General features: G+C 45.6%; 18 protein-coding genes and 1 pseudogene. 9 read left to right on the top strand and 10 right to left on the bottom strand.

Translation table 11 applies throughout. The annotated features are described in order from the left end of the window. Window positions 1-164 precede the first annotated feature (164 nt). Window positions 165-329 (top strand): annotated as a pseudogene (locus QUB25_RS26135) (transposase family protein); the annotation flags it as partial. A 244-nt stretch (window positions 330-573) separates the two neighbouring features. Here QUB25_RS26135 and QUB25_RS26130 read toward each other — a convergent pair. Next, window positions 574-714, bottom strand: coding sequence for a hypothetical protein (locus tag QUB25_RS26130; RefSeq protein ID WP_333062984.1), 141 nt, complete (start codon window positions 712-714; stop codon window positions 574-576). Window positions 715-859: 145 nt separating this feature from the next. Then, entirely contained in the window at window positions 860-1,258 is a 399-nt protein-coding gene (locus tag QUB25_RS26125; protein WP_333187781.1) for a helix-turn-helix transcriptional regulator, read from the bottom strand. A 65-nt stretch (window positions 1,259-1,323) separates the two neighbouring features. Here QUB25_RS26125 and QUB25_RS26120 point away from each other — a divergent pair, with 65 nt between their 5' ends. Then, the gene (locus QUB25_RS26120; RefSeq protein ID WP_333040051.1) at window positions 1,324-2,964 is read left to right on the top strand and encodes a thioredoxin-like domain-containing protein; all 1,641 of its coding nucleotides are present in this window, start codon (window positions 1,324-1,326) and stop codon (window positions 2,962-2,964) included. Between the two features lie 339 nt (window positions 2,965-3,303). Here QUB25_RS26120 and QUB25_RS26115 read toward each other — a convergent pair whose 3' ends face one another. After that, complete coding sequence (locus QUB25_RS26115; protein ID WP_333063017.1) at window positions 3,304-4,104, bottom strand: circadian clock KaiB family protein; 801 nt, start codon at window positions 4,102-4,104, stop codon at window positions 3,304-3,306. A 68-nt stretch (window positions 4,105-4,172) separates the two neighbouring features. Then, a complete protein-coding gene (locus QUB25_RS26110; RefSeq protein WP_333187776.1) occupies window positions 4,173-5,435 on the bottom strand; it encodes a type IV pilus twitching motility protein PilT in 1,263 nt (420 codons plus the stop codon). A gap of 306 nt (window positions 5,436-5,741) precedes the next feature. Here QUB25_RS26110 and QUB25_RS26105 point away from each other — a divergent pair, with 306 nt between their 5' ends. The 4 genes from QUB25_RS26105 (at window position 5,742) to QUB25_RS26090 (ending at window position 12,238) form a co-directional block, all read left to right on the top strand. Then, the gene (locus QUB25_RS26105) at window positions 5,742-7,139 is read left to right on the top strand and encodes an amidase (RefSeq protein ID WP_333187773.1); all 1,398 of its coding nucleotides are present in this window, start codon (window positions 5,742-5,744) and stop codon (window positions 7,137-7,139) included. A gap of 276 nt (window positions 7,140-7,415) precedes the next feature. Continuing rightward, complete coding sequence (locus QUB25_RS26100; RefSeq protein WP_333187770.1) at window positions 7,416-9,416, top strand: cation:proton antiporter domain-containing protein; 2,001 nt, start codon at window positions 7,416-7,418, stop codon at window positions 9,414-9,416. 606 nt (window positions 9,417-10,022) lie between these two features. Then, window positions 10,023-11,681: an alpha/beta hydrolase gene (locus tag QUB25_RS26095; protein WP_333187767.1), complete on the top strand. Its 1,659-nt coding sequence runs from the start codon at window positions 10,023-10,025 to the stop codon at window positions 11,679-11,681. 332 nt (window positions 11,682-12,013) lie between these two features. Next, window positions 12,014-12,238 (top strand): hypothetical protein, encoded by a 225-nt coding sequence (locus tag QUB25_RS26090; RefSeq protein ID WP_333187764.1) that lies wholly within the window; start codon window positions 12,014-12,016, stop codon window positions 12,236-12,238. Between the two features lie 272 nt (window positions 12,239-12,510). Here the strand turns inward: QUB25_RS26090 and ilvC are convergent, their stop codons facing one another. Beyond that, a complete protein-coding gene (gene ilvC / locus QUB25_RS26085; protein ID WP_333040067.1) occupies window positions 12,511-13,560 on the bottom strand; it encodes a ketol-acid reductoisomerase in 1,050 nt (349 codons plus the stop codon). Window positions 13,561-13,738: 178 nt separating this feature from the next. Between ilvC and gloA2 the strand changes: the two genes are divergently transcribed. Together gloA2 and QUB25_RS26075 are read left to right on the top strand one after the other, a co-directional pair. Beyond that, a complete protein-coding gene (gene gloA2, locus QUB25_RS26080) occupies window positions 13,739-14,125 on the top strand; it encodes an SMU1112c/YaeR family gloxylase I-like metalloprotein (protein ID WP_333187761.1) in 387 nt (128 codons plus the stop codon). A 43-nt stretch (window positions 14,126-14,168) separates the two neighbouring features. After that, a complete protein-coding gene (locus QUB25_RS26075; protein ID WP_333187758.1) occupies window positions 14,169-15,461 on the top strand; it encodes an endonuclease/exonuclease/phosphatase family protein in 1,293 nt (430 codons plus the stop codon). Here QUB25_RS26075 and QUB25_RS26070 read toward each other — a convergent pair. The 4 genes from QUB25_RS26070 to QUB25_RS26055 form a co-directional block, all read right to left on the bottom strand. Then, window positions 15,428-17,110 (bottom strand): dynamin family protein, encoded by a 1,683-nt coding sequence (locus tag QUB25_RS26070; RefSeq protein WP_333187755.1) that lies wholly within the window; start codon window positions 17,108-17,110, stop codon window positions 15,428-15,430. The genes QUB25_RS26075 and QUB25_RS26070 overlap by 34 nt on opposite strands. Before the next feature lie 14 nt (window positions 17,111-17,124). After that, window positions 17,125-19,203 (bottom strand): dynamin family protein, encoded by a 2,079-nt coding sequence (locus QUB25_RS26065; protein WP_333187753.1) that lies wholly within the window; start codon window positions 19,201-19,203, stop codon window positions 17,125-17,127. 33 nt (window positions 19,204-19,236) lie between these two features. Then, entirely contained in the window at window positions 19,237-19,569 is a 333-nt protein-coding gene (locus QUB25_RS26060; protein ID WP_333040078.1) for a hypothetical protein, read from the bottom strand. Between the two features lie 194 nt (window positions 19,570-19,763). Further along, complete coding sequence (locus QUB25_RS26055; protein WP_333187748.1) at window positions 19,764-20,285, bottom strand: pentapeptide repeat-containing protein; 522 nt, start codon at window positions 20,283-20,285, stop codon at window positions 19,764-19,766. A gap of 227 nt (window positions 20,286-20,512) precedes the next feature. Here QUB25_RS26055 and QUB25_RS26050 point away from each other — a divergent pair, with 227 nt between their 5' ends. Continuing rightward, on the top strand, window positions 20,513-22,051 hold the full coding sequence (locus tag QUB25_RS26050) for a SagB/ThcOx family dehydrogenase (RefSeq protein WP_333187745.1): 1,539 nt from the start codon (window positions 20,513-20,515) through the stop codon (window positions 22,049-22,051). 184 nt (window positions 22,052-22,235) lie between these two features. Here the strand turns inward: QUB25_RS26050 and mnmE are convergent, their stop codons facing one another. After that, entirely contained in the window at window positions 22,236-23,621 is a 1,386-nt protein-coding gene (gene mnmE, locus QUB25_RS26045; RefSeq protein WP_333187742.1) for a tRNA uridine-5-carboxymethylaminomethyl(34) synthesis GTPase MnmE, read from the bottom strand. Window positions 23,622-23,627 lie beyond the last annotated feature (6 nt).

Genomic DNA, 23,627 nt, shown 5'->3' with positions numbered 1-23,627 from the left:
TGATTTTAAATCACCCTAACCTTCCTTCAGTCTTGTCTTATGGTACTTTGGCTGCTTAAAAACTGTCCGGAGTATTGATGTAGGAGAACCATTAATTAATACTACTCATAAAAAACATCGTCAGGTATCTCTGACTCCTGCTTGCATAGAGAGCGAATAAGTCAAAGGCTCAAAAAAGAATCTTTGTCGAGCATCTAATTAGATTACTAAAGATATGGAGAGTAGCATCAAAAAGATTTCGCTTAAGAGCAAAAAATTACGCGAGAGTAATTTTGGTGGTATGTGGATTAGTAAGATGGCGAATAGGTGCGATCGTTATGTGTCAATAAAAGTGCCCACAAGCTGAAAAAAAAACAGTAAAATTTAGGTCATCAAATTGGGTAGTTTTTATCGCTTGACCGTTGAAACCCTTATGGAAGCGTTGGTTTCTGGCCGACTGTCCCTGCGGGAACCGTCCGCCAGAAACCAAGCGGGGAAAGGGATTGGAATTATGGGAGATGTCTAATGTGAAAGTAGGTACGGTACTCTCGTCAATATTGTAATGCCAGTAGTACCTGATCTTCTAAGCTCAGTTTAGGTGGACGACCGGGTTTCTGTTTCTTGCGTTTCTGTTGTTCGCTTTACTGACACCATTTCTGCAAAAGTTGTAGACCCAACGCCACATAATTTCTTGAAGGCTTCTGGCTTTAAGCTTTGCAGTTGTTCGTAAGTCATCAGTTTTTCCTCTCAATCACCTCACTATTGCCCTTATTGGAGACTTTTGCAAGAGGTCTAAGGAAAAATAGCTTCGCAAGTATAATCCTCTATCGAGCCTATAACTAGAGATGCAATGGTAGCAATAAGGGCTTGCCTCAATCTTTCAATCTCGTTTTCCGTCAGCACTCAAGAGTTCCTCTACAACTCGTAAAAATTCACCCATTGTTATGTCCAGAGCATTTGTAATGTGACTAAGAACTCTAACAGATGGACTTTTCAGCCCTCGCTCAAGCTGGCTGATATAGGTTCTGTGCAGACCTGTGACTTCTGCCAGATATTCTTGGGACCAACGTTTCTCTATGCGACGACGTTGTATTTCTAATCCTAAAATTTGGTCTAGTTTGCTAGGCTGCATAGAGAGAAATACTAAGGTTTTGAATACAAAAGTGCTACAGACTAAAGTATTCAATGTGGCTATATGAACACTGAACTCACTCCCCTCTGGTGGCAATGGCATCTTGGCTGTGTCCAAAAGCCCCGGTTTAACCAGCTTTTTCCCCATGCCGGGAAACTTCCCGCTAAATTAAAGAAGTAAAAAAATCATTCACATCCTACCCAGGAGATGCCATGCCTCGCGTCAGAGCACCAGAATTCCCCGGAAACTACCCCTGGTTAAACACCGAGAAACCTTTATCCATTGAATCCTTAAAAGGGCGCGTCGTCCTCCTCGACTTCTGGACGTACTGCTGCATCAACTGCTTGCACGTCCTCCCAGACTTAAAATACCTCGAACAAAAATATAAAGATTCCCTCACGGTTATCGGCGTTCACTCGGCTAAATTTGAAAACGAAAAAGAAGTAGAAAACATCCGCCAAGCTATCCTCCGCTACGATATCGAACATCCCGTAATCGTTGACAGCGGCATGAAAGTTTGGCAAAGCTACGCGGTTCGCGCTTGGCCGACTTTAATGGTGATCGATCCTGAAAGTTATGTCGTCGGCTTTGTTTCGGGTGAAGGCAATAGAGAAGCACTTGACGAGTTAGTTGGCAAGTTAATTGCTGAATACAAAGATAAAAATGCACTTAACTTTAAACAACTCAGTTTTCGCTTAGAAAAACAGCGCAAACCTGTATCAACACCGCTGGCTTTTCCCGGTAAAGTGCTGGCATTTGCGATCGCTGCAACGGAGGCAAAACAGCTTCACCCACAGGTCGCGCTTTTGGGCGAAATGAGTCAGGAAAATGAATCTGTAGATGAGACTGTATTGCCCGGGCCTGCTAATTCAGTCATACAAAACTTAGTCGGTTCTTGCTTATTTATTGCTGATTCAGGACATAATAGGATTGTTGTCAGCACCCTCGAAGGTGAGGTGCTGCACGTCATCGGTAGTGGCAAACCGGGTTTAACTGATGGGGACTTTGAAGAGGCTGAGTTTTTTGCACCTCAAGGTATGGCTTTTGATGCAGAAAGTCAAATTCTATATGTTGCTGATACGGAAAATCATGCTCTCAGAAAGATTGATTTTACGACTCAACGGGTGGAAACTGTTGCTGGTACCGGCGAACAAAGTCACGAAATTTCACCCCGCAGCGGCAAGGGTTTAGAAACGCAATTGAATTCGCCTTGGGATTTAGAAAGAGTTGGAAATAGACTTTTTATTGCAATGGCGGGTTCCCACCAAATTTGGGAAATGCAGTTAGACACTGGCACGATCGGCACTTATGCGGGTATTGGCCGAGAATCCTGTGTGGACGGGAATCTTGCAGAATCTGCTTTTTCTCAGCCCAGCGGCCTGGCTACGGATCGATCGGAGTTGTTTGTTGCCGACAGCGAAATTAGTTCGATTCGTGCTGTGGGTATAGATGAAGACCCGAAGGTTCGCACTGTTTGCGGTAGCGGTGAATTGTTTGGTTTTGGGGATAAAGATGGTCGCGGCGATCAGGTAAGATTGCAGCACTGTTTGGGTGTTGAATACGCTCAAAATTACCTCTGGGTGGCTGATACTTACAATCACAAAATTAAACGGATCGACCACCGGGGCGGTACGTGCAGAACAATGATTGGAGATGGTAAAGCAGGTTTGGTTGATGCTAAAGGTCTCAAGGCTCAATTTTTTGAACCTTCAGGGTTGAGTGCGATCGGGCCTCATTTGTTTGTTGCTGATACGAACAATCATGTAATTCGGCGAGTTGAGTTGGATACGCTGGAAGTCACAACTTTGGATTTCCCCAGTTTGTGCGCTCCGGATGTTTGTCTTCCTGATTAAGCCGATCGACCTTTTTGACATCAGGCACGGTTTTCAATTCTCCTGATTGCCAGATTGATTGTGGTAACGTAGGGTGCTCTTCGGCGCACCTTACCGCAACTTTCCAGCAAAGTAAGTTACCCTAATTATTCGTGGCGAGTGTAGTGTCTCAACAGCAATTCAGTCCTGGATGCAGAACCTTTATATTTAGGGTACAGGGGAGAAGAACACCTGACCGATATAAGTAGAACGCCAAGCCACTTTTTGCGTCCAGGACTGAATTACTAAATGTTGTTAATTCCATCGCTACTAAAACCGCGATCGCCCGTATTAAATAATCGCAAAAATCCTCGCCCCAATCTAAAATTCCGAATAACTCAGCAGCCGCACTATTTTTTCATCATCATTCAATTCGCCGACAATTCGTCGCACGGGCTTCGGCCAGATTTTAATCAAAGTAGGAGTTGCTGAAATCTGATCTGCCTCAGCTTGGTCTGGATGTTTCAAAACATCAATTACTTTTAAAGTGTAGGGACGATCGAGGCATTTCTCTAAGAACTGGTGTAAAGTTTCGAGGGTACGTTCGGTGCTGGGGTTGCTACCGGAAACAAACAGACGCAAAACGTACCCTTGAGTTTGTGGCGGTGGGGTGAGTGCTGTTGGTTTGGGAAGCCGAGTCTGCTGGGATTGCGGAAAGCCCAAAGGAGTTACTATCGAACTGCTCCAGTCCGATCGAGCTTCGGGGCTGGCATACTGTACAACTAAGTCGTGATTTTCCCAAAGTTCGGGGAATTGTTCGTGATAAGTAGCAATTGCCATCGGTTCGCACATTTCTTCGCTCCGGGGATGCCACACTAAGTCGCCAGTCCCAAAAATGGCGTTCAGCAGCGTTTGATGTCGCAGCACGGGGGGGTAAGCCTCGGCAGCAAGCCGCACCTGCCGATCGCCTGGATCGAGCCAGCAGTCAACGGTTGCCGTGTAGCAAGGTATCAGAAAATGCGGGGGTTCCGACAAACCGAGGATCTCCTGTAGAGCTACGCACAACTGCAAGTGCCACCGAGTTTGCTTGCGGGGGTCTATGCAATAGATTAAGTCTCCCCCTGGTGTAAACAGCGCAATTCCTTTGAAAAATTCCGGCAAAATGGGGCGATCGACTTTCAATTCACTACACCAATAAAAGTTAAAAGTTAACACTTAACTGTTAACTTTTAACTGTTAACACTCGACCTTTAGACTCGACCTCGGAGCATCTGAGCCATTTCGTTCGGGTACGGCGAGTTCTCTACACAAAGTTCTTCAGTAATCCGACCTTCTTGATAAAGGCCGTAGAGCGACTTATTCATAGTCGTCATGCCTTCATAAGTATCTTTGATCATAATTTGATTGATTTCCTCATTCTGGCCCTTTAGAATGTATTCCTTAACCACGTCGGTATTGATCAAAACGTCGTGGAAAGCAGCCCGCTTTCCGTCTGTGGTTTTGCACAGCAGTTGAGCAATAATCGCCACTAGGGATTCGGAAATGGAAACCCGTATGGCTTCCTGTTCTTCGGGCCCGAACATATCCAGAATCCGGTTCAGGGTTTTAATCGCACTGTTGGTGTGCAGGGTTCCTGCAACTAAGTGACCTGTCTGAGAGGCTTTGAGGGCGATTTCCACCGTCTCTCTGTCCCGAATTTCTCCTACTAGCATCATGTCCGGGTCTTGCCGCAGAGCGCCTTTGAGAGCATTCATAAACTTGAGCGTGTGCCTGCCGACTTCCCGGTGCTTGATCAAAGATTTTTTGCTTTCGTGTACGAATTCTACCGGGTCTTCGATCGTGATGATATTGTAGGCTTTATTCTTATTGATGTAATCGATCATCGCAGCCAAGGTGGTAGACTTACCCGAACCTGTCGGGCCCGTCACCAAAATCAGCCCTTTGTGGTAGCCGCATATTTTCTTAAAGACCTCCGGCAGCTTCAATTCCTCCAGTGTCATTATTTTGGAAGGAATTAGCCGCAGCACCATTGCCGGCCCGGCTAAGGAGTCCATGCAACTGATCCGAATCCGCACGAACCCGAAGTCGAAAGCGCCGTCAAAGTCTAGGGTTTTTTGGAAAATTTCAATTTCTTCATCGCTCATGCACTCGCGCAACCAGCCAAAAAACGTATCTAAATCTGTTGGTGGATAGCCGATGTCGGCAATTTCGCCCCGCGTGCGGAAGCGAGGCACTTCGTTTACGCCGAGGTGAAGGTCGGATACTCCTTCATCTTTGGCTCGGAGGACTAGCTCTTTCAAAGTCGGAGATCCGCCGCTGCTAAAGCTCGGGCTTTTAGGTGTGGCGAAGGATTGCGGCGGCGGTGCTGGTGCTGGTGCTGGTGCTGGCGGCGGTGCGGGCGGCATTCCTGCTGCTCTGGGGGGCATCCCTGGAGCTGGAGGGCGGGGCATTCCTGGCGGTGGGGGAGCTCCGGGTACGGGAGGGCGAGGAGCTGGCGGATGCTGCTGTGTCATATGCGCTACCTTAAGTTGGTGAGAAGGCTGACTCGAACAGATGATTTGTGGGAGTTGGACAATGCCGATCGCCCGAAGAGCGTCTCTTGCACAAAAGCTTAACTGCTCTCCTCAGTCTATCGCAAGATCAGTTTCTACTGGTGCCATACAAAGGAAATATTCTGCCAATAGGAGGATGCGCTCACTCTTTATCTACGCCCAAATAGGGATTTTCCACATTTTTGGATAAATTTTTTAATGGAAAGAGTTTTCCGCACTAAAACAGTATAAATTGATACTTCATCCAACAATTAAGGACTTAAACCGATGAATTCTTTCGATCTGGCTTTTACTCCAGCTCTGGAGTTGGCGGAGTCGATCCGCACCCTGGAAGTGTCGCCTTTAGAAATTGTCAATCTCTACTTGGAACGGATCGATCGATTAAACCCTGAGCTGGGCAGTTATTTTACGGTAACGGCAGAGCGGGCGATCGCCCTAGCTAAATCTCAAACCGAAAAACTAGCGGGGTTAAACAAGCCACAGGAATTGCCACCTTTTTTCGGAGTGCCGATCGCCATTAAAGACTTGACACCAGTTACGGGCGTTCCGTGTACATACGGCACTCAGGCTTTGCTTGGTAACATCTCTGCCTACGACGAGTCAGTAGTATGGCGGATCAAAGCAGCGGGATTTAACATTCTGGGCAAAACAGCCACCTCTCAAATTGGCTCATTACCTTACACCGAACCAGAAGGTTTCCCGCCCGCGCGCAATCCCTGGAATTTAGACTATACGCCAGGAGGTTCCAGCGGAGGCTCAGCGGCGGCTGTAGCAGCGGGTTTGTGTGCGATCGCCCAAGGTTCAGACGGCGGCGGTTCGATTCGAGGGCCGGCTTCCTGCTGCGGTTTAGTTGGCATTAAACCGTCGCGAGGGCGAGTTTCCTGGGCACCTGTCGGAGATTACCTCAGCGGCATCTCGGCCAACGGCCCCCTGGCGCGCACAGTAGCTGACGCCGCCGCACTTTTGGATGTGATGTCAGGCTACACAACAGGCGATCCGTACTGGCTACCAGATTCAAATCCGACGTTTTTAGAGGCTTCCCGTCAACAGCAGGGTAAGCTGCGAATTGCGTTTTCTACGACTATTTCCCCTGTGGGCGAGGCTGCGCCTATCTGTCAGCAAGCGGTACTCGAAACCGTCAAGTTACTGACAGATTTGGGTCATGATGTCGAACCTGGATGCCCAGATTTTACGGGTTTAATCGAACCGTTTATCGCAATTTGGCAGTCTGGGGCGGCGGCAAGTGGCATTCCAGGCGCTGCTTTGGAACCGATGAATCGCTGGCTGTTAGAAAGAACTATTTCCGCTGGGGAATATTTGCGGGCGGTGAATCAAATGCAGGTGATTTCACGGCGGATTGTGGGATTTTTTGAAAAATTTGATGTATTAGTTTTGCCGACTTATATGGACTCGCCAATCCGGGTTGGAGAGTGGGCGGATTTGAGTTTTGAAGAAACTTTGCAGCGGATCATTAATTGGGTTGCTCCTTGTCCGCCATTTAATGCTAGCGGTTTGCCTGCGATCGCACTTCCTGCCCTTTTAGATAACAACGCTTTGCCGGTGGGAATTCAAATTATCGGGCGGCCGGCGGCGGAAGCAACTTTAATTACTTTAGCGGCGCAGATGGAAGCGGCGAAACCTTTCCCGGTTTTAGATTTTAAATAGACAAGAGCAAGGCATAAAAGCAAGCACGTTTCCCTTGTTTATGGGTATTATTCCCAATCAGGACTTGTGGGTCGGAAACTAGAAACCGGGGTTTTTTCAAAAATTTCTCGTCCTAAAACCCCTATTTTGCCAAGGAATAGGGTTTCTCCGGGCAAGTTTTACTTCTTACCAATTACGCTGTAATTTATTGAGAATACCTCTTTAGATTGATAGATATTGTGATTATTTTATTTTAAATATAATAGCAGTTCGCTGCCAATATTTAGGGTGAAATTTATGTTAACTTCCGGGCCGATTACCGCTCCCGTTCCCGTTTTTCTAGTTCTTTTAGCAATCATGCTACTCGCGCCTCTGTTATTTGAGCGCTTGCGACTACCGGGAATAGTCGGGTTAATTATTGCGGGCGTAATTGTCGGGCCCAACGGTCTCAATTTGCTGCAACGAGACGCTACTATTGTTTTGTTAGGTACTGTAGGATTGCTGTTTTTGATGTTCCTAGCGGGACTGGAAACTAGCCTCGACGACCTCAAACTCAATGCAGACAAAGCTGTCATATTTGGGCTGGCTACTTTTTCGTTGCCGATGATATTGGGGACAGGAGCAATGCTGCTGTTGGGATATAGCTGGCTAGCTTCAATTTTAGTCGCTTCTTGTTTTGCTACGCACACGCTGTTAGCGCTGCCAATTCTCACCAAATTGGGATTGATGCGAACTCAGACTATTACTACGACTTTGGGGGGGACTTTAATTACGAATGTGTTGGGACTGTTGGTGCTGGCAATTGTTGTTAAAGCTTTCAAAGGAAATCTAACTCTCGAATTTTGGCTATTTCTCATTCCATCTCTTGCTATCTACACTTTTGCTACTTTGTGGGGAGTCCCCAAAATCGGTCGCTGGTTTTTTAAGAAATTTGGACACGACGAGAATGCCGAATTTATATTTGTATTGGCTACCCTATTTCTAGTTTCTTACGCAGCAGAACTAATTGAAATTGAGGCAATTATTGGGGCATTTTTATCGGGAATTGCCATTACTCAAATTATTCCCAAAATGAGTCCGCTGATGAATCGGATTGAGTTTATTGGCAACACGCTGTTTGTGCCGTTTTTTCTGATTTCTGTGGGGATGTTAATTGACCCGCTAATTTTGGTGAAGCAGCCACAGTCTTTGTTAGTGGCGGCGGTGATGATTTTAGCAGAGGTGGTGAGCAAGTTTTTGGCAGCTTGGCTACCGGGGAAATTATTTGGTTTTGAGTTTCCGAACATTATGGTAATGTTCGGTCTTTCTGTTGCTCAAGCTGCTTCTACTTTGGCGGCGATTACGGTGGCTTTTGACATTAAATTGGTCGATCGCGTAACGGTGAACGGCATCATTGCCATGATTTTAGTAACTTGTGTCGCTTCTCCTTGGATTGTATCTCGGTGGGGTCAAGAAATGCAGCAGCCGGGGTCGAGTTTGCCGACAGCTACGTCGGGAAAGCATTCATGGGGAGAGCGAGTTTTAGTGCCTGTTGCTAATCCGAATACAGAAGATAATTTGCTGCGTTTGGCTTTGATTTTAGCAAAAAGATATCAGGGAACTTTGCTGCCGCTGCATATTTTGTCCGATCGCGGGGAAGCAATTTCGCCGGCAGATAAAATGCAGCAAACTCAACTTTTGACGGCTGCAGAAACTGTTGCTCATGCTGCTGCTTGTGCGGTTGAACCGATCGCGAGGATAGATGATGCGATCGATCGCGGAATTCTGCGGAGTGCAACCGAACGCGAGGCTAGTTTAATAGTTTGCGGTTGGAAGGGATTTTCTACGACGCGCGACAATTTTTTTGGCAGCATCATTGACACAGTGATCAGGCGATCGCCCGTACCCGTACTGATTGCTCGATTTCCCGATCCTCTCCAGAATACAGCCAGAGTTATTTTGGCAGTAACTGACAGCGAGTTGACGCGGTTTGGATTTCAGGAAACCGTGGATATTGCTAAGAGTTTGGCAGAGGAACTTAAGGCGAGTTTGCAAGTGTTGTTGGTGGCGACAAAACGGGAACAAAGCAACCAAAGTGCGGCGGAGGTGGAAATTCTCTCTGAGATACCAGTAAATCGGGTTCGGGGAAATTTTATCAAGTTAGTTTCGCAGAATTTGTTAGAACACGATTTGCTGATTTTAACCACAATTTCTCACCAGAATTTATGGGAAAAACCGGGAACTCTTAAAGAACCAGAAGCAATCGCCCGGACTCACCAAAATATTTCGATGCTTGTTGTTTATTTTCCTGTATCTTGAGGAATATTTTAATCGCAGATGATTTTATGAATCTGCATTCATCTGCGGTTAATATTTTAGGACTAAAGCCAACTGGCAAATTAAACAAAGGTATGTATAGCCTTTCTCAGTAACATGAGGTGCTCTCGCGGGCATAGGGCATAGGGTTCGCCCCCATACCTCACCACGCTTGAGAACCGCTATAGTTGCGATAGAATCGCTCTTTACCAAGCTAAGAAAGAGCACACAAGGGCAACTAAATACCTAAAATTTAAGCCCTATTTCTGACAATTGTGTAAGTCCTATATTTAATCATAATACAACGGAATTGCTAGCAAAATTTCCGTACCTTTGCGCGGTTCGGAAATACACTAGAGCGCTCTTTTGACTCGCGAAGTTGGTATTTTTTGGGCTGCCGATTAAAAAATCCTTCAACTCATCATCATTAGCACCCGCACAAGAAGTGCACTTAGGTACGGAATGTGCGATCGGTCAGTAAATATGCGTAGAGGCTTTGCCGATCGCACTCCGATGGAGGCAATTTCTCGGCATCTAGGACAATATCTCGGTATCTGGGAGAATTTTGAGAATATGGTGATCTACCCCCTCTAGTTCAATAAGGTAAAAATGAGCATCAGACCAAATTTCAGATGGTTTTCTTCAGTGGCGAGTGTTTTGGGTTCGATTTCGATCGGCCCTTTGAGCGGCGCGACATCCTCTGTAAAAGCAGCAGAAACGGTTGTTGTCCGCAAAGGTATTTTAGAATCGTCAATATCGGTTGCGGATTTGCGCGAACTCGCAGAAACAGGAAAAGTCCCTGCCAAACTGCAAGCTTATGCCAATCTCCTGTCTGAGGAACAGCGGAGTAAGATTTTTCGGGCGCTGAAAGCGAAAATTCCACTAAATGTAGTCGGCCTGAGCAACTTGCTAAATACGGGCATCGGCACTGCCATCCTGACGGATTTGACTACAGTGATACCCAGGCACGACGGTGGGGGTGTGGAAGCGCTGCGATCGGCTCTGCTGCTGGGAGCAAACGCGCCGGAAGGCTTATCGGTATTGAGTTTCATTGAGTCTTATCCGAGCTCGCGGGTCGTGGTGGATCTCGATCGAGCTTTCGCAGTTTTGGGAAATATGAACACAAGTTTTTGGCAAACTCAGCGCTTTATGGCGGCGATCGCACCTCAGTTAGCAGCGGTTAAACCCGCGTTTAAGCTGCCTTTCGATCCCACCCAGCCCGGCCCTAATGTCGTGCAGGTACGGGCGCTAGATTTGAACGATAGTACCCGCAATCGACCTATTCCGGTGGATGTGTACTGGTCGAGAGCTGCGACGGCCGACAAACCGACGATCGTCTTTTCTCACGGGTTGGGTTCCGTCCGCACGGATTTGCGCTACTTAGCCGAGCATTTGGCGTCTCACGGCTATGTAGTAGCAGCTTTAGAACATCCGGGCAGCAACGAAACGAATACCAATGCTGCGATGGCGGGGAAGTGTCCCTTGCTAGCTCCTCAAGAGTTTTTAGACCGTCCCAAAGACATCAGTTTTGTACTCGACGAACTGACAAAATTGAACCAAACTGATGATAATTTGCAGGGGAAAATCGCGATCGACCCATCGGTAATAATTGGCTATTCTTTCGGCGGCGCTACAGCCTTGTCCGTGGCCGGCGCCGAACTGCAATTGAGCGCACTCAAACAAAGGTGTCAGGGAGATTTGATTGGGTTCAGCTTAGGCGAAGGCATTCAGTGCGCGGCGGCCGGATTGCCCGAAGAACGGTATCAATTGCGGGATGCGAGGATTAAAAGGGCGATCGCCATGAATCCGATCACATCATTACTATTTGGAGAAACTGGTTTAAGTGCAATTCAAATTCCCACATTAATAGTAGCATCTTCTGCAGACAAAACAACTCCCGCCTTAGCCGAACAAATTGCCGGCTTTCCGAAAATTCCCTCTCCTAAATGGCTAGTCGGTTTTGTAGGAGGAACTCACTTAAGCGTCAAAGATCCGAGTACAACTTTAAACCAAGTTCGCAGGCCAAGCACAGGAATTACCGGCGATGAACTTGTCGGCGACCAAGCTGTTAGCATACGCAATTATATTAAAGCTGTAAGTTTGGCTACCGCCGCTCAACTGACTGCTGAATCTGACAAATATGCAGTCTTTCTAACGCCAGAATACGCGCACTTTGCTTCCACATCGGCAATCCCGGTGCGGCTGGTAACAGAAATTTCCCCTGATATTAATGCAGTAGTGCAAACTTTTATTCAAGGGAATAAGTAGTTATTAGTCATTAAGTAGGTAAGCGCCAAAAACCCATAGTATCTTGTACAGTTCTCGAGCCAGAACCTAATTATGTAGGGTGTGCTAGGCGCACCTTACCGCTATTAGTCATTAGCTAATAATCGGATGTCCGCTCCAACACCTATAATAAAGGTGTTTGTAGTGGTAGTTAGAGGGGACATCATATTGCGACTAGCACCCTTTCCTTTTGTATGCGCGGCCCCTTAGTCCCCAGCGGTGTATTTTTCTTCTTAAGCTGTTTCTGATATTTTTTGTCCGTGCAAGGGCAAAATATAACAAAGCGCTTTCACAAACTCTACTCCCAAAGTGCCATGCCTAAAAAAAATTTTATCCCACTGTTGCTGCTGTTTATAGCGCTGTTTACCCTTTACGGTGACACTTTAACTTTTCTGCCCAAACCTGTAAGAGATACGAGCGTGGCAAGTCGAAAGTTCTTCGTCGGGTTGTGGCCAGATTGGTTGAGGCCGAGAGATTTCAACGAGCAAAGGCAACAGGATATTGAGAAATTGCAAAAAAGTCCTAGCCCGAACCGATAGTTTTGAGCTACCAGCGAGAAACCCGGTTTCTCTAAAAATACCTAGCCATTTTCTTGTAGGTTCGGTTAAGCGAAGCCCAACCAAACATGACAATGTGAGATTGTAGATTTGAGATTTTTCCTCCAATCTCAAATCGATTAAACTTGAGATTTTAGATTTTCCTCAAACCAGTAAGGTGTGCAATGCACACCCTACAGATAGAGGTTCTGCCTCCAGAACTGTTTTAGATTGGTTCTCCCATCTAAAATCTAAAATCTAAAATCTAAAATTGATTAGGCGTGCTTTTTCAACCAGCTAAACATAGCTCGCAAATCTTTACCAACTTCTTCAATAGGATGTTCTGCTTCCTGACGGCGCATGGAGGTAAAGCCCGGTTTGCCGGCTTGATTTTCCAGAACGAATTCGCGGGCAAATTGACCCGATTGAATTTCGCTGAGAATTTTACGCATTTCGGCGCGGGTTTGATCCGTGACGATGCGGGGGCCGCGAGTTAAATCGCCGTATTCTGCGGTATTGGAGATGCTGTCGCGCATTTTGGCGAGACCTCCTTCTACTACTAAGTCAACGATAAGTTTAACTTCGTGCAAACATTCAAAATAAGCTAATTCCGGTTGGTATCCAGCGTCAACTAAAGTTTCAAATCCAGCTTTAATTAAGGCGCTCAAACCGCCGCACAAAACTACTTGTTCGCCAAAAAGATCGGTTTCTGTTTCTTCGCGGAAAGTTGTTTCCAGGATGCCGGCTCTGGTGCCGCCGATACCTTTAGCATAAGCCATTGCGCGATCGCGCGCTTGACCGGAAGCATCTTGATATACTGCAAACAAACTCGGAACGCCTTCCCCTTGTTCGTAAGTCCGCCGCACCAAGTGTCCGGGGCCTTTGGGGGCAACCATTACTACGTCTACATTCGCCGGCGGAACAACTTGGCCGAAGTGAATGTTAAAACCGTGAGCAAATGCTAAAACATTTCCTTCAGAAAGGTTCGGTTCGATTTGTTCTTTGTAAATAGTTTTTTGAACTTCATCGGGCAATAAAATCATGATGAAGTCAGCAGCGGCGGCTGCTTTGTCTACCGGGTGAACTGTTAAACCCGCGTCGGTTGCTTTGGCGGCAGATTTGCTACCGGGATACAAACCGACAACGACATTCATGCCACTGTCTTTGAGGTTAAGGGCGTGCGCGTGTCCTTGGGAACCGTAGCCGATGATAGCAATCGTTTTGTTGGCTAAGAGGTCTAGGTTCGCGTCGGTGTCGTAATACATACGGGCCATAGTGCTTGTCTCCTGAGATGCAAATTGGGTGATTGACTGCAAAACTCTCATTTTATCAAAGTAGGGTACTTTTTTTACATAAATTTTCAGATTAAGATTTTAGCGGAGGAAAATAAAGGGCGATCGCGCTGAATTTAGCAGGGTTTTTCGCCGAGTCTGCGATCGTCAAATATAATTGTCAATAGCGTGCTGTGCATTTGCAAAAACGCAACTAACTAACTTCTTTAAGATGAAAATAAAAGCAATACATCATGTGGCGATTATTTGCTCGGATTACGAAGCATCGAAGAAATTTTATGTAGAAGTATTGGGATGTTCCATTATCAAAGAAACTTTCCGAACCGAGAGGAATTCTTACAAACTAGATTTGCGAGTCGGCAATGGCGACACCATGGAGCTTTTCTCATTTCCCCATCCTCCTGAAAGAATTAATAATCCTGAAGCTTGCGGTTTGAGACATTTAGCTTTTGCCGTAGATGACATAGAAGCATCCGTTGCTTACTTAAAATCACAACAAGTAGAAGTAGAAGAAATTCGCATTGACGAGATTACAGAAAAACGGTTTACCTTTTTCCGAGATCCCGACAACTTACCGTTAGAAATTTATGAAATTTAGAGCAAAAACCCAATCATAAAAAGCTTAGCAGAGAAGATAAACAATGGACTTTATCATCAGAAACACAATCACGGTCGGATTGCCTGCTTTAATGCTATTTATAGCCATAGCAGCTACAGGGAAAACAGGTGACGCAGCCGTTTGGTCAGGTTTGGCCAAAGTCGGCGGTTCTTTTGGTATGCTGATCGGCTTAGGTGTGTTGGTATTTGTAGGATTTATTGCCAATTATTTTAGTTATTTTGTGGTAGATAGCTTGTTGGTGAGATTTTATCAAAAGCGGCGAGTGTTGGAACAGCCAGAAAAACTGGTAACAGAAATTGATAAATTGCCGATTAGCAACGACCTCAAAATTAAGCTCAAATGGGCGGTGATGCACAGCAGCAACTACAAAATAATTAACTTGACTCACGTAATTTTAAAATGGTTTATTATCGCAGCAACTGTAAATACCGTATTGTCCATAGTCGGTTATTTGGGACAATTCAACATTTTTTTTGAATTGAGTTCTCATTTTAAACTACAATATCTGCTGCTTGGTTTCTCTACTTTTATATTCTTCGTTCTCGTGCGCTCAAAAAAAATATGGTTGCTGGTGAGCGGATTTTGCATTATCATTAATTTGGCGGAAATTGTTCCTTGGTATTTTCCAGCGCCAGCAGTTGCTGGAACAACTCCCGGACACAACTTGCGGATTTTGCATTCAAATGTTTTAAGGAGTAATCGGCGATATTCTGAGGTGATATCGCTGGTTAAAGCAGAACAACCTGATATCGCGGTTTTTGTAGAAGTCAACTCAACTTGGGCAAAACAGTTATCGGTTTTAAGCGAGATTTTTCCTTACTCTTCTACCCAGCAAGAATCTGAGAGATTTGGCAGTGCAATATACAGCAAGCTGCCTTTAGAAAATTCTTCGGTTAAAGCCTTTTCAAATCAAAGAAAGAGCTTGTCGGCGGATGTTAAATTTCAAGGTAAAATCATTTCTCTGATTCTTGCTCATCCGACGGTGCCGATCAAACATGAGAGTTTTATCAATCGCAATAAACAGCTAGCAGCCATCGGCGAGTATGCAGCCCAAGTAAAAAATCCCGTGATTGTGGTTGGGGATTTAAATACCACAATGTGGTCGCCATTCTACAAAAATATGGTAAAAACAGGAAATTTGCGAAATGCGCGATCGGGCTTTGGCATTTTACCGACTTGGCCGACTTTTATGCCGCTGGCTTATATTCCGATCGATCACTTTCTAGTCAGCAAAGAAATTGGTGTTTTAAAGATGCGTACTGGCCGCAATGTCGGTTCGGATCATTTGCCGTTAATTACAGATTTGGTCATTTGAAGGCAGAATTCGATATTTTCTAACAAATTATTGATTAACTGTATCTGGTATTGCTGAATATTTGTCTGTAGCGGTTCTTTGCTGTCTTGAAAAGAAATAACTTTTCCGGCGATTTCCTTGTAGTGTTGCAGCATGGAAAAAGTATCGGTGCTGAAGCGAGCGAGATAGTTTTTAGCAGCCTCGCTGCAAATTTCCTTTACTTGATTTAGATAAGCTTCTGACGATTCAGGCGGCTTTTCATACCCAGTTCTTTTATTCAAAATATAGCTAGCACCGCCGACTACTGCGGCTCCCACAGGCCCGCCTAACAGCCAACCTAAGCCTGTGGCGATGGCCACAGGAGCCACTTCGCCGTCGATCGACTTTTGAGCGGGAGGTGGCGGCGGTTCGGGTAAGCTGACTTGTGGGGATGGAGGAAAGGAAATCAAAAGTGCGATCGGCTGTTCTTTCTCAAAGAATTCGCAAGCTTTATTTACCCATTCTGCGATAGTTTGCTGGTGATGTAACGCCTCTCGCTGAAATTTTAGCTTCCACGCATCAAAACTCCCTTCCTCAAGCGACAGCGCCATTTCCGATTGATACCGCTGCAAAAGTGTGGGCTGGTAAAGCCAACTCTCGAAGTCAGAAACGCTAGCAAAAAACCCTTTTGATATCAGTTTTTCAGCTTTTTGTTTAATTTCAATTTTGTCTTTGTGCTTTTTTTGAGCTGCGGCTATTTCTCCCGTGACAGTTTCAGATTTCGCTCGGAGAGATTGGCAAATTTTAGTAGCTATAGCTTCAATTCTGGGCAACTTAACTGCTAGTTGTTCCTGTTGAGCTGCCACAATACTTTGCAAAGCCGATTCAAACGTGGCAATTCCTGTAGTTTGGGCGGCCGCCACATCTCCTTTCAGCCTCGCCCTCAAAGCAGGCAAAGCATCGACGCGGTAGATATTGCTGATATTGTTCGGCAAATTGGAGCGAAAACTTTCGGCAACAAACAACAACCGATTGTAAACTTGTTTTTGTTCGTCTGGTTCGAGTAAATTGAGAAAATTGGCAACAAAGACGACAGTGTTGATGTTGCGATCGCTCAACCAATCTCTTAAGTTCTCCCGTTCCCCTAAAGTCATCAATTTGCGAGCATCTAAAACCTGCACAACCAAATCAGCAGTTAGCAATTTATCCCGAACCAAATTATCCTGTTCTTCCCGGTCATTGGTTCCCGGCAAATCCAGCAATTCCACACCTGTTTTTAGGAAAGGGTGGGGACAGTAGACATTAACAGCGGCCACATCATCCCGCATTTGTCTGGCGTCGTCAAGGATGGCGTAGCGTTTCAAAACATCAGTCCCCGCTTCGCTAACTTCCGTGCCGTCTTTCAGGGTAATTTTTGCGCGCAATTCCTCGCCGTAGTTGACATAAATGGCAGCACCTGTAGTGGGTACTAGGTCGATCGGCAAAGCACGATTTCCCAGCAAAGCATTGAGCAAAGTTGACTTGCCGTAATTAAACGGGCCAAAGACAGCAATTTGAAAAGTTGGTTTGGCGAGATAATCGCAAATTGAGGTGGTATCTCGATACAGTTGGGAGTTTTTGTCAATTTCGAGAATACCGAGTGCTGATTTGAGATAGTCAGTCAGGTTTTGATAAATTTCGGGTTGTTGCATATTGCTGTTTTATTTCATTTAGCGGATGCTAGGAAAGCTTGATATAGCGATTCAATACTCTGCGACTGGGCAGAAACATCAGCCTCCAATTTTTTCAACCGCTCAGATTCATCCTGACAATTAATCTCGCGAGATTCCTTTTGTTCGAGCAAATTATCTAACTCAGATTTCCGAGAATTAATATCCGCATTCATGCGATCGCCCACTTCTCGCCCGTAAACATCAAAACACTCTTTCACAGCATCGTGAATCGGCTGCCACTGCTCTTGAGCCACCTGCGGCAGATATTTCACCAGCTCTTTTTTCGCGGCTTTCACCAACTCTTTGCGAGCTCCGTCTGCTTGCAAAAACCCAACACCCATCCCCAATAAAGCCAAGTACAGCGGTCCCAAAACAATCCCCGTCAAACTAGCAAGAATCGTACTAACGCTTAACACAGTGATTAAATTAAGCAGGATATTTTTCCAATCAAAACCTGCTCCTGCCATTGCTACGCCCGCCAGATTTCCGGTCGTTAACGAGAACAATCCCATCGCCCATTTTGCCCAAGCTGGCGAGTTATCTTCGTTCGAGTTACTGACTACTGCTGGTATTTTTTGCCCGGTCAGTTTTTCTGTGATTTTTTCAGTCACTTTCGTGTAAGATGCTCCGTAATTTGCCGCACTTTGCGATAGCTGTGAAAATGCGGAATTCATCTCTTGTTCTGCTGTGAGAGTCCAAGCTGCTAATTTGTCGTTTATGTACTGCTCTAATGCTCGTTTTAGCGATGCTTCAAAGGCTTCTCGCTTGCCTTGGCTGAAGAAATCCAGAAATTTTAGATCCGGTTGATACCGCAAAAAGTCTGTTTCAAAGGTATTTTCTAAGTTGAGAACGTAGGCGCGGAAAGAATCTGCGATCGCCCGCGATTTACTATCTCTAACTCGGCTAATTTCTTGTTGAAACTCATCGCGAATCTGAGTTAGCTTTTTAAACTCTGGCTCAACTGAATTGATTTTTTCCTTCAATTCATTGACATCGCGATCGAGTAATGGTAATCTGCGCCCAACAGCTTCGCGGACGCGAGCAGAAATTTGACGCGCCAAAGTCCTCGCCGGACGCAATTCTGAAATCGCCCTTTCCTGGGTTAAAAACGTATTCAGCGCCGCCATAAACTCGGGAAAACCAGTTCCTGCCAAATCCGCATCCGGGTTTTTTATCCGCAACCTAAGTGCCTTAATTGAGGTAATTGCAAACACTCGCTCGTCGTAAATATCGTGTCCTTCTGTTAAACAATATTCAGCCAAATTAGCTTGAAAAACCCGCCGCAGTTTCCCTTCGGCTTCTGCCAATTCTTCAGGATCGTCCGGGTCAATCAAACTTTCTCGCACTTGATCCCAAGCATTAATCAGAAAGAAAATGCTCAATCCGCGATTTTTGATGTAATTTTCTAGATAGCGTCTTTCACCCATTGTGCAAGGCTGAGTTGCCCTGAGTACAAACAAAATAGCGTGGCAGTTGTTGATATAACCGAGAGATAATTCGTTGCGGGCTTCTGTATCGTTCAGTCCGGGACTGTCTACTATTTCTATGCCTTTTTCCAGCAAAGGTAAGGGATATTCTACTACGGCACAGTCGATATCGGGAAATGCTGGTTTCTTTTCTTCTTCTAAGCGTTTTGCTTCAGCGGGGTCAATTGTGTAGTTTTGTTTAAAACTTTTAAAATCTAGCTGTTTTGGGCTTTTGCCGTCATTGAAATAAACGGTGACTTTTTTTTCTGACCCATAGCGCAAAATCGTCAGCAAAGCTGTACAGGGATTTACATCGCTGGGTAGTAAGTTTTCGCCGATTAACGCATTGAGAAAAGTGCTTTTGCCGCGTTTCATGTCGCCTAGCACTAGCAGGCGAAAGACTCCTTGGCGCAAGTTTTTACTGGCGACATCAATGTCGGCATTGTCTGTTTCTAAACCGAGTTTTCCCGATGCTTCTCCTCCTGCTAATTCTGATTGGTTGATAGCTGTGGCGATGTTGCTGAGGCGATCGGCAATTTCTCGGCGGACGGCGGCTACTCGCTCTAAATCGTTGAGAAAGTTGCTAGTTTCTACTTTAAGGTTCATGGGTGTTTCCTGATAGTTTCCTGCTTGAGCTTTTCAACTTCTGTCTTCTTCAATAAACATTTTGTAAGCAATCAAAGCAATTCCTCCAACTATCAGCGCAGTTGCCAGCCAAGAGGCTATGCGAACTGCAACGACAACAGCAATGACAATGCCTGTAAATTGAGCGGCTGCTATAATTTTTCGGCGCCACTGTTTGAGTTTGCCGTTAACTTGGCTGTCTGGTTCTTCGTACTTGCTCGTTATATGTTCGGGCACTGAGCGGTCGATTTCGGCTTCTAGTTCGCGGAGCAGAATTTCTTGTTCTCGCTTCCGCAGTTCTTGTTCTTTGTGCCGAAGTTCTCTGGCTTTTTGGTCGGAAGAATCCATAAATTTTACCCGGTTTGCTGGTGGCAAAGTGTGTTATTTATTGTCAATGTTGCGGAGCGATAAGTTTTTTACAACTGTAACTCACATTTTCCGCCGTGTCGATAGATGTTAAGAAATGTAAAAAAGGGCGATTCCCTACGGGATAGCTACGCTTCACGACCAATTAAGCCGATCGCCCCCAGCGCTGCAAATCATCAATAGCCTTCGGGTCCGATAGTAGTGCGATCGCACTCGGCTTCCGACAAATCAACCAAGCGCGATCGAAATAAGTTGCAGCCCGCTAATTGAGCTTTGGTTAACTTTGCTTTCTCCAAATTAGCTCGGCTCAAATCCGCATATCTCAAATCGGCGTTCGTCAAATCTGCATTGTACAAATCCGCACCTTGCAAATTAGCTTTCTGCAAATTCGCACCTTGCAAATTGGCGTGACGTAAATTTGCTCTTGATAAATTTGCTCTTGATAAATTTGCTTCCGACAAGTTAGCTTGATAAAGTTGAATGTCGCCCAATTCAGCATCTTGCAAATCAGTTTTATAAAGATTGGCTTGAGTCAAATTTCCGTAGGGCAAATAAGCTCGCCTCAGAACGCTACCAGAAAGATTTATTTCTGTTAAATCTGCTTGAAACAAGTTATGTTCACTTAAGTCAACGGCGTTAAAGTTTCGCTGGCCCTCAGCATACTGAGCAAGCAATTCCTCAGCGCTTAGCTTTTGCATTTTCATTCCTCATGACGACAGCTACTGCAGCCAATCCATAACAGTAATTAATGGTTATTATTCTGCGTATTTATACTTATGTCTCTTCTTATGTTAAGCTTGTGTAACAACAGTCGCATTTTTTCTAAGATTTTTTTTATATTTGTAAATTTCTGACTTGCTCGACCAGTAAGCGGTTAGTAATGTCAAGATCGATCGAGAAACCAAAGCGAATCCTCTACTGAAATATGCCAGAACATCCTCTCTCCATTGCTCAGCACTACCACGAACGGACAAAATACGACCCTGAAACCATTGCTGCTAAAAGTAAACAGCTAGATTGGACAGAGCAACCTGTGCCTTTCAAAGAATATAAAATTGGAGCGTATTTTGACCTCAAGCCTTATCTAAAAGACCCCTCGGAGGATGCCGATGCCGATCCCGATGCCGCTTGGTGGCGTCGGTTATCTAGCTTGTTGCTGTGCAGCTATGGGTTGACGGCGAAAATGCAGACGGTAGACGACAGCTACCTGTATTTGCGATCTGCACCGTCGGCGGGTGGACTCTACCCAGCAGAGGTTTATTTAATCTCCCGTGGGACTGCCCAGTTGCCGGCCGGACTCTACAACTATCAGTGCAGAACTCATTCACTTGTTCATTTTTGGGACAGTCAAGTTTGGCCATCATTGCAAGCCGCTTGTTTCCAGTCGCCAGCGCTAGAAAATACCCAATTGGCGATCGCCATTACCACTGTTTTTTTCCGTTCTTCTTGGCGTTACGAAGACCGAGCTTATCGGCGAATTTTTCTAGACACCGGCCATTTATTGAGCAATATCGAGTTAGCTTGCGCCGTCAACGATTACCGACCTCACCTGATTGGAGGATTCGCCGACGAAGCTGTCAATGAATTACTGTACATCGACTCGGAGCAAGAAGGAGCGATTTGTGTAGTTGCTTTAGCCGACTTGCTAGATATTGACCAAAACTTGCCTAGATTTAAAACAGCTTTGCCCGGAAACACCACCACAGATTACCCGAAAATTTCCGAAGGTCAATTGTTAAAATACCTCCACAAAGCCACGCATTTAGAATCAGACCCTACCGGAGCAGACGGGTGGAAACTTGATGAAAGTGAAGGCGTACTAGAGGATAAATACAACTTTCCCTTTTGTACTAAAGTTTCGACGGTCACTCCTTCGATTCCTTGGGGAGTGAACCTGGAAACTTTAGAAAACACTATGCTCAAAAGGCGTTCTACCCGTGCTTATACAGGTGCTTCTTTGAGCTTGGGCGAACTGCTAGCTATGCTCGATTTTACTTACCAGCCCCAGCACTATATCGACCAAGGATTAGACGGTTCTCCAGACTATTTCGATCTAAGTTTGATCGAAACTTTTATTGCTGTTTCGGGAGTAAATGGGTTAGAAGAAGGCTGTTACTATTACGCTCCGAAAGCTCAAGAATTGCGGCAAATTCGGTTTAAAAATTTCCGCAGGGAACTGCATTTTTTGTGCTTGGGGCAAGACTTGGGGAGAGATGCGGGGGCGCTGTTGTTTCACACGGCGGATTTGAACAGGGCTGTAGCAAAATATGGCGATCGAGTTTACCGCTATTTGCACATGGACGCGGGTCATTTGGGCCAGCGGTTGAATTTAGCAGCTATGCAACTGCGTTTGGGTGTCAGCGGGATCGGGGGCTTTTTTGACGATCGCGTCAATGACGTTCTCGGTATTCCTGCGGGTGAGGGTGTGCTTTATATTACAAGTTTGGGAAGACCTCGATCGTAAGAATGAGTCAATCGATTTTAGATTTTAGATTGAAGGATTGGCCGAGGTGATTTACAGTAGGAACCACTCAATCTGCAAAAAATCAAACAAGCGAGTCAGTCAATCTCCTGCATTTTCAAGTTATAGCGCTAAAGTGAGGATTGTAAACCTGTAATAGAGAGGTTTTACGTAAATCCTACCATTGCTATTTGCCAATGCAAAATCTGCTAAATATTCTGTCGAGCACTGATTCTGTCACTTCTTCGCCGGTAACTTCCCCCAATGCTTGAATTGCACCGCGCAAATCTATGGTCCAGAAATCTAAAGGCAATTTATTGCTAATAGTATCTGTACATTGTTCCAGAGAAATTTTAGCTCTGGTTAACGCCGCTGCTTGTCGCTGGTTGATTGCTAAATCAGAGTTTGCTGCTTGCAAAATTCCCCCGCTGACGGCATCTAAAATTGCTGTTTCTAAGTCTTCTATGCCTCGATCGAGGGCGGCGGCTGCGGTAACTATACGGTGAGTTTCAGAGGAAAAAGGTAGTTCATGGATGGTGTTTACTAGGTCGATTTTGTTGATAATTATAATTAGCTGGCGGTGCTTTACTTGTTCGTAAATTTCCCAATCTTCCTCTGTCCAGCCAGATTCCGCGTCAATTGTCAACAACACTAAATCGGCTTGTTTTGCTGCTGCGCGCGATCGCTCAACGCCGATTTTTTCTACCTTGTCTTCGGTTTCTCGAATTCCCGCAGTATCGAGCACCTGCACCGGAATTCCGCCCACAACTAGCTGCGATTCTACCACGTCCCGCGTCGTACCGGGCAAATCCGTGACGATCGCGCGATCGCTCTTACTCCACGCATTCAACAAACTCGATTTTCCCACATTCGGTCGCCCAACAATCGCTACTTTTAAACCAGTTCTCAACAATTCTCCGCGATCTGCGGTTGCCAAAATTGTTGACAATTCCTCCAAAACATGATTTATTTCCAAAGAAGTTTTAGCTTCATCTAAAGGCGGCAAATCTTCCTCAAAATCAATTCTTGCCTCAATTTCTGCCAGCACGTCCAAACAAGTTGTTCTCAATTTGCGAATTGGCTGCGCTAATTTTCCTTGCAAACCAGCCAAAGCACTTTGTGCCGCAGCAGGCGATTTTGCTCCCACCAAATCTGCAATACTTTCAGCTTGAGTTAAATCAAGCCTCCCGTTCAAAAAAGCCCGCAGCGAAAACTCTCCCGGCTGGGCCAATCTCGCCCCATTTTCCAAACACAACTGCAAGACTTGCTGCACGGCCATAATGCCGCCGTGACAGTGAAATTCCACCACATCTTCGCGAGTAAAAGAACGCGGTGCTTTCATGATTAGCAGCAAAGCTTCATCGACTAATTCTTGAGTTTTGGGGCGGCGGATGTGGCCGTAAAGAATGCGGTGAGACTCCCAAATTTGCCGTCCTGGGGCGCAAAACAGAGTTTCGGCAATTTTTAATGCTGCGGAACCGGAAACTCGCACAATGCCGACGCTGCCTTGTTGGGGAACTATGGCGGTAGCGATCGCTGCGATCGTTCCTCCTTTTGTTAATGATTCAGACATTTTTAT

The sequence above is a fragment of the Microcoleus sp. B3-D7 genome (assembly GCF_036705305.1).
Lineage (GTDB): Bacteria > Cyanobacteriota > Cyanobacteriia > Cyanobacteriales > Microcoleaceae > Microcoleus.
Note: the sequence above shows the minus strand (reverse complement) of the source record. Positions and strands in the feature narration are given on the sequence as shown.

Coding starts and splice junctions, on each gene's coding strand:
- QUB25_RS26130 (WP_333062984.1), bottom strand. CDS start 714: ATGACTTACGAACAACTGCAAAGCTTAAAGCCAGAAGCCTTCAAGAAA.
- QUB25_RS26125 (WP_333187781.1), bottom strand. CDS start 1,258: ATGGGGAAAAAGCTGGTTAAACCGGGGCTTTTGGACACAGCCAAGATG.
- QUB25_RS26120 (WP_333040051.1), top strand. CDS start 1,324: ATGCCTCGCGTCAGAGCACCAGAATTCCCCGGAAACTACCCCTGGTTA.
- QUB25_RS26110 (WP_333187776.1), bottom strand. CDS start 5,435: ATGACACAGCAGCATCCGCCAGCTCCTCGCCCTCCCGTACCCGGAGCT.
- QUB25_RS26105 (WP_333187773.1), top strand. CDS start 5,742: ATGAATTCTTTCGATCTGGCTTTTACTCCAGCTCTGGAGTTGGCGGAG.
- QUB25_RS26100 (WP_333187770.1), top strand. CDS start 7,416: ATGTTAACTTCCGGGCCGATTACCGCTCCCGTTCCCGTTTTTCTAGTT.
- QUB25_RS26095 (WP_333187767.1), top strand. CDS start 10,023: ATGAGCATCAGACCAAATTTCAGATGGTTTTCTTCAGTGGCGAGTGTT.
- QUB25_RS26090 (WP_333187764.1), top strand. CDS start 12,014: ATGCCTAAAAAAAATTTTATCCCACTGTTGCTGCTGTTTATAGCGCTG.
- ilvC (WP_333040067.1), bottom strand. CDS start 13,560: ATGAGAGTTTTGCAGTCAATCACCCAATTTGCATCTCAGGAGACAAGC.
- gloA2 (WP_333187761.1), top strand. CDS start 13,739: ATGAAAATAAAAGCAATACATCATGTGGCGATTATTTGCTCGGATTAC.
- QUB25_RS26075 (WP_333187758.1), top strand. CDS start 14,169: ATGGACTTTATCATCAGAAACACAATCACGGTCGGATTGCCTGCTTTA.
- QUB25_RS26070 (WP_333187755.1), bottom strand. CDS start 17,110: ATGCAACAACCCGAAATTTATCAAAACCTGACTGACTATCTCAAATCA.
- QUB25_RS26065 (WP_333187753.1), bottom strand. CDS start 19,203: ATGAACCTTAAAGTAGAAACTAGCAACTTTCTCAACGATTTAGAGCGA.
- QUB25_RS26060 (WP_333040078.1), bottom strand. CDS start 19,569: ATGGATTCTTCCGACCAAAAAGCCAGAGAACTTCGGCACAAAGAACAA.
- QUB25_RS26055 (WP_333187748.1), bottom strand. CDS start 20,285: ATGCAAAAGCTAAGCGCTGAGGAATTGCTTGCTCAGTATGCTGAGGGC.
- QUB25_RS26050 (WP_333187745.1), top strand. CDS start 20,513: ATGCCAGAACATCCTCTCTCCATTGCTCAGCACTACCACGAACGGACA.
- mnmE (WP_333187742.1), bottom strand. CDS start 23,621: ATGTCTGAATCATTAACAAAAGGAGGAACGATCGCAGCGATCGCTACC.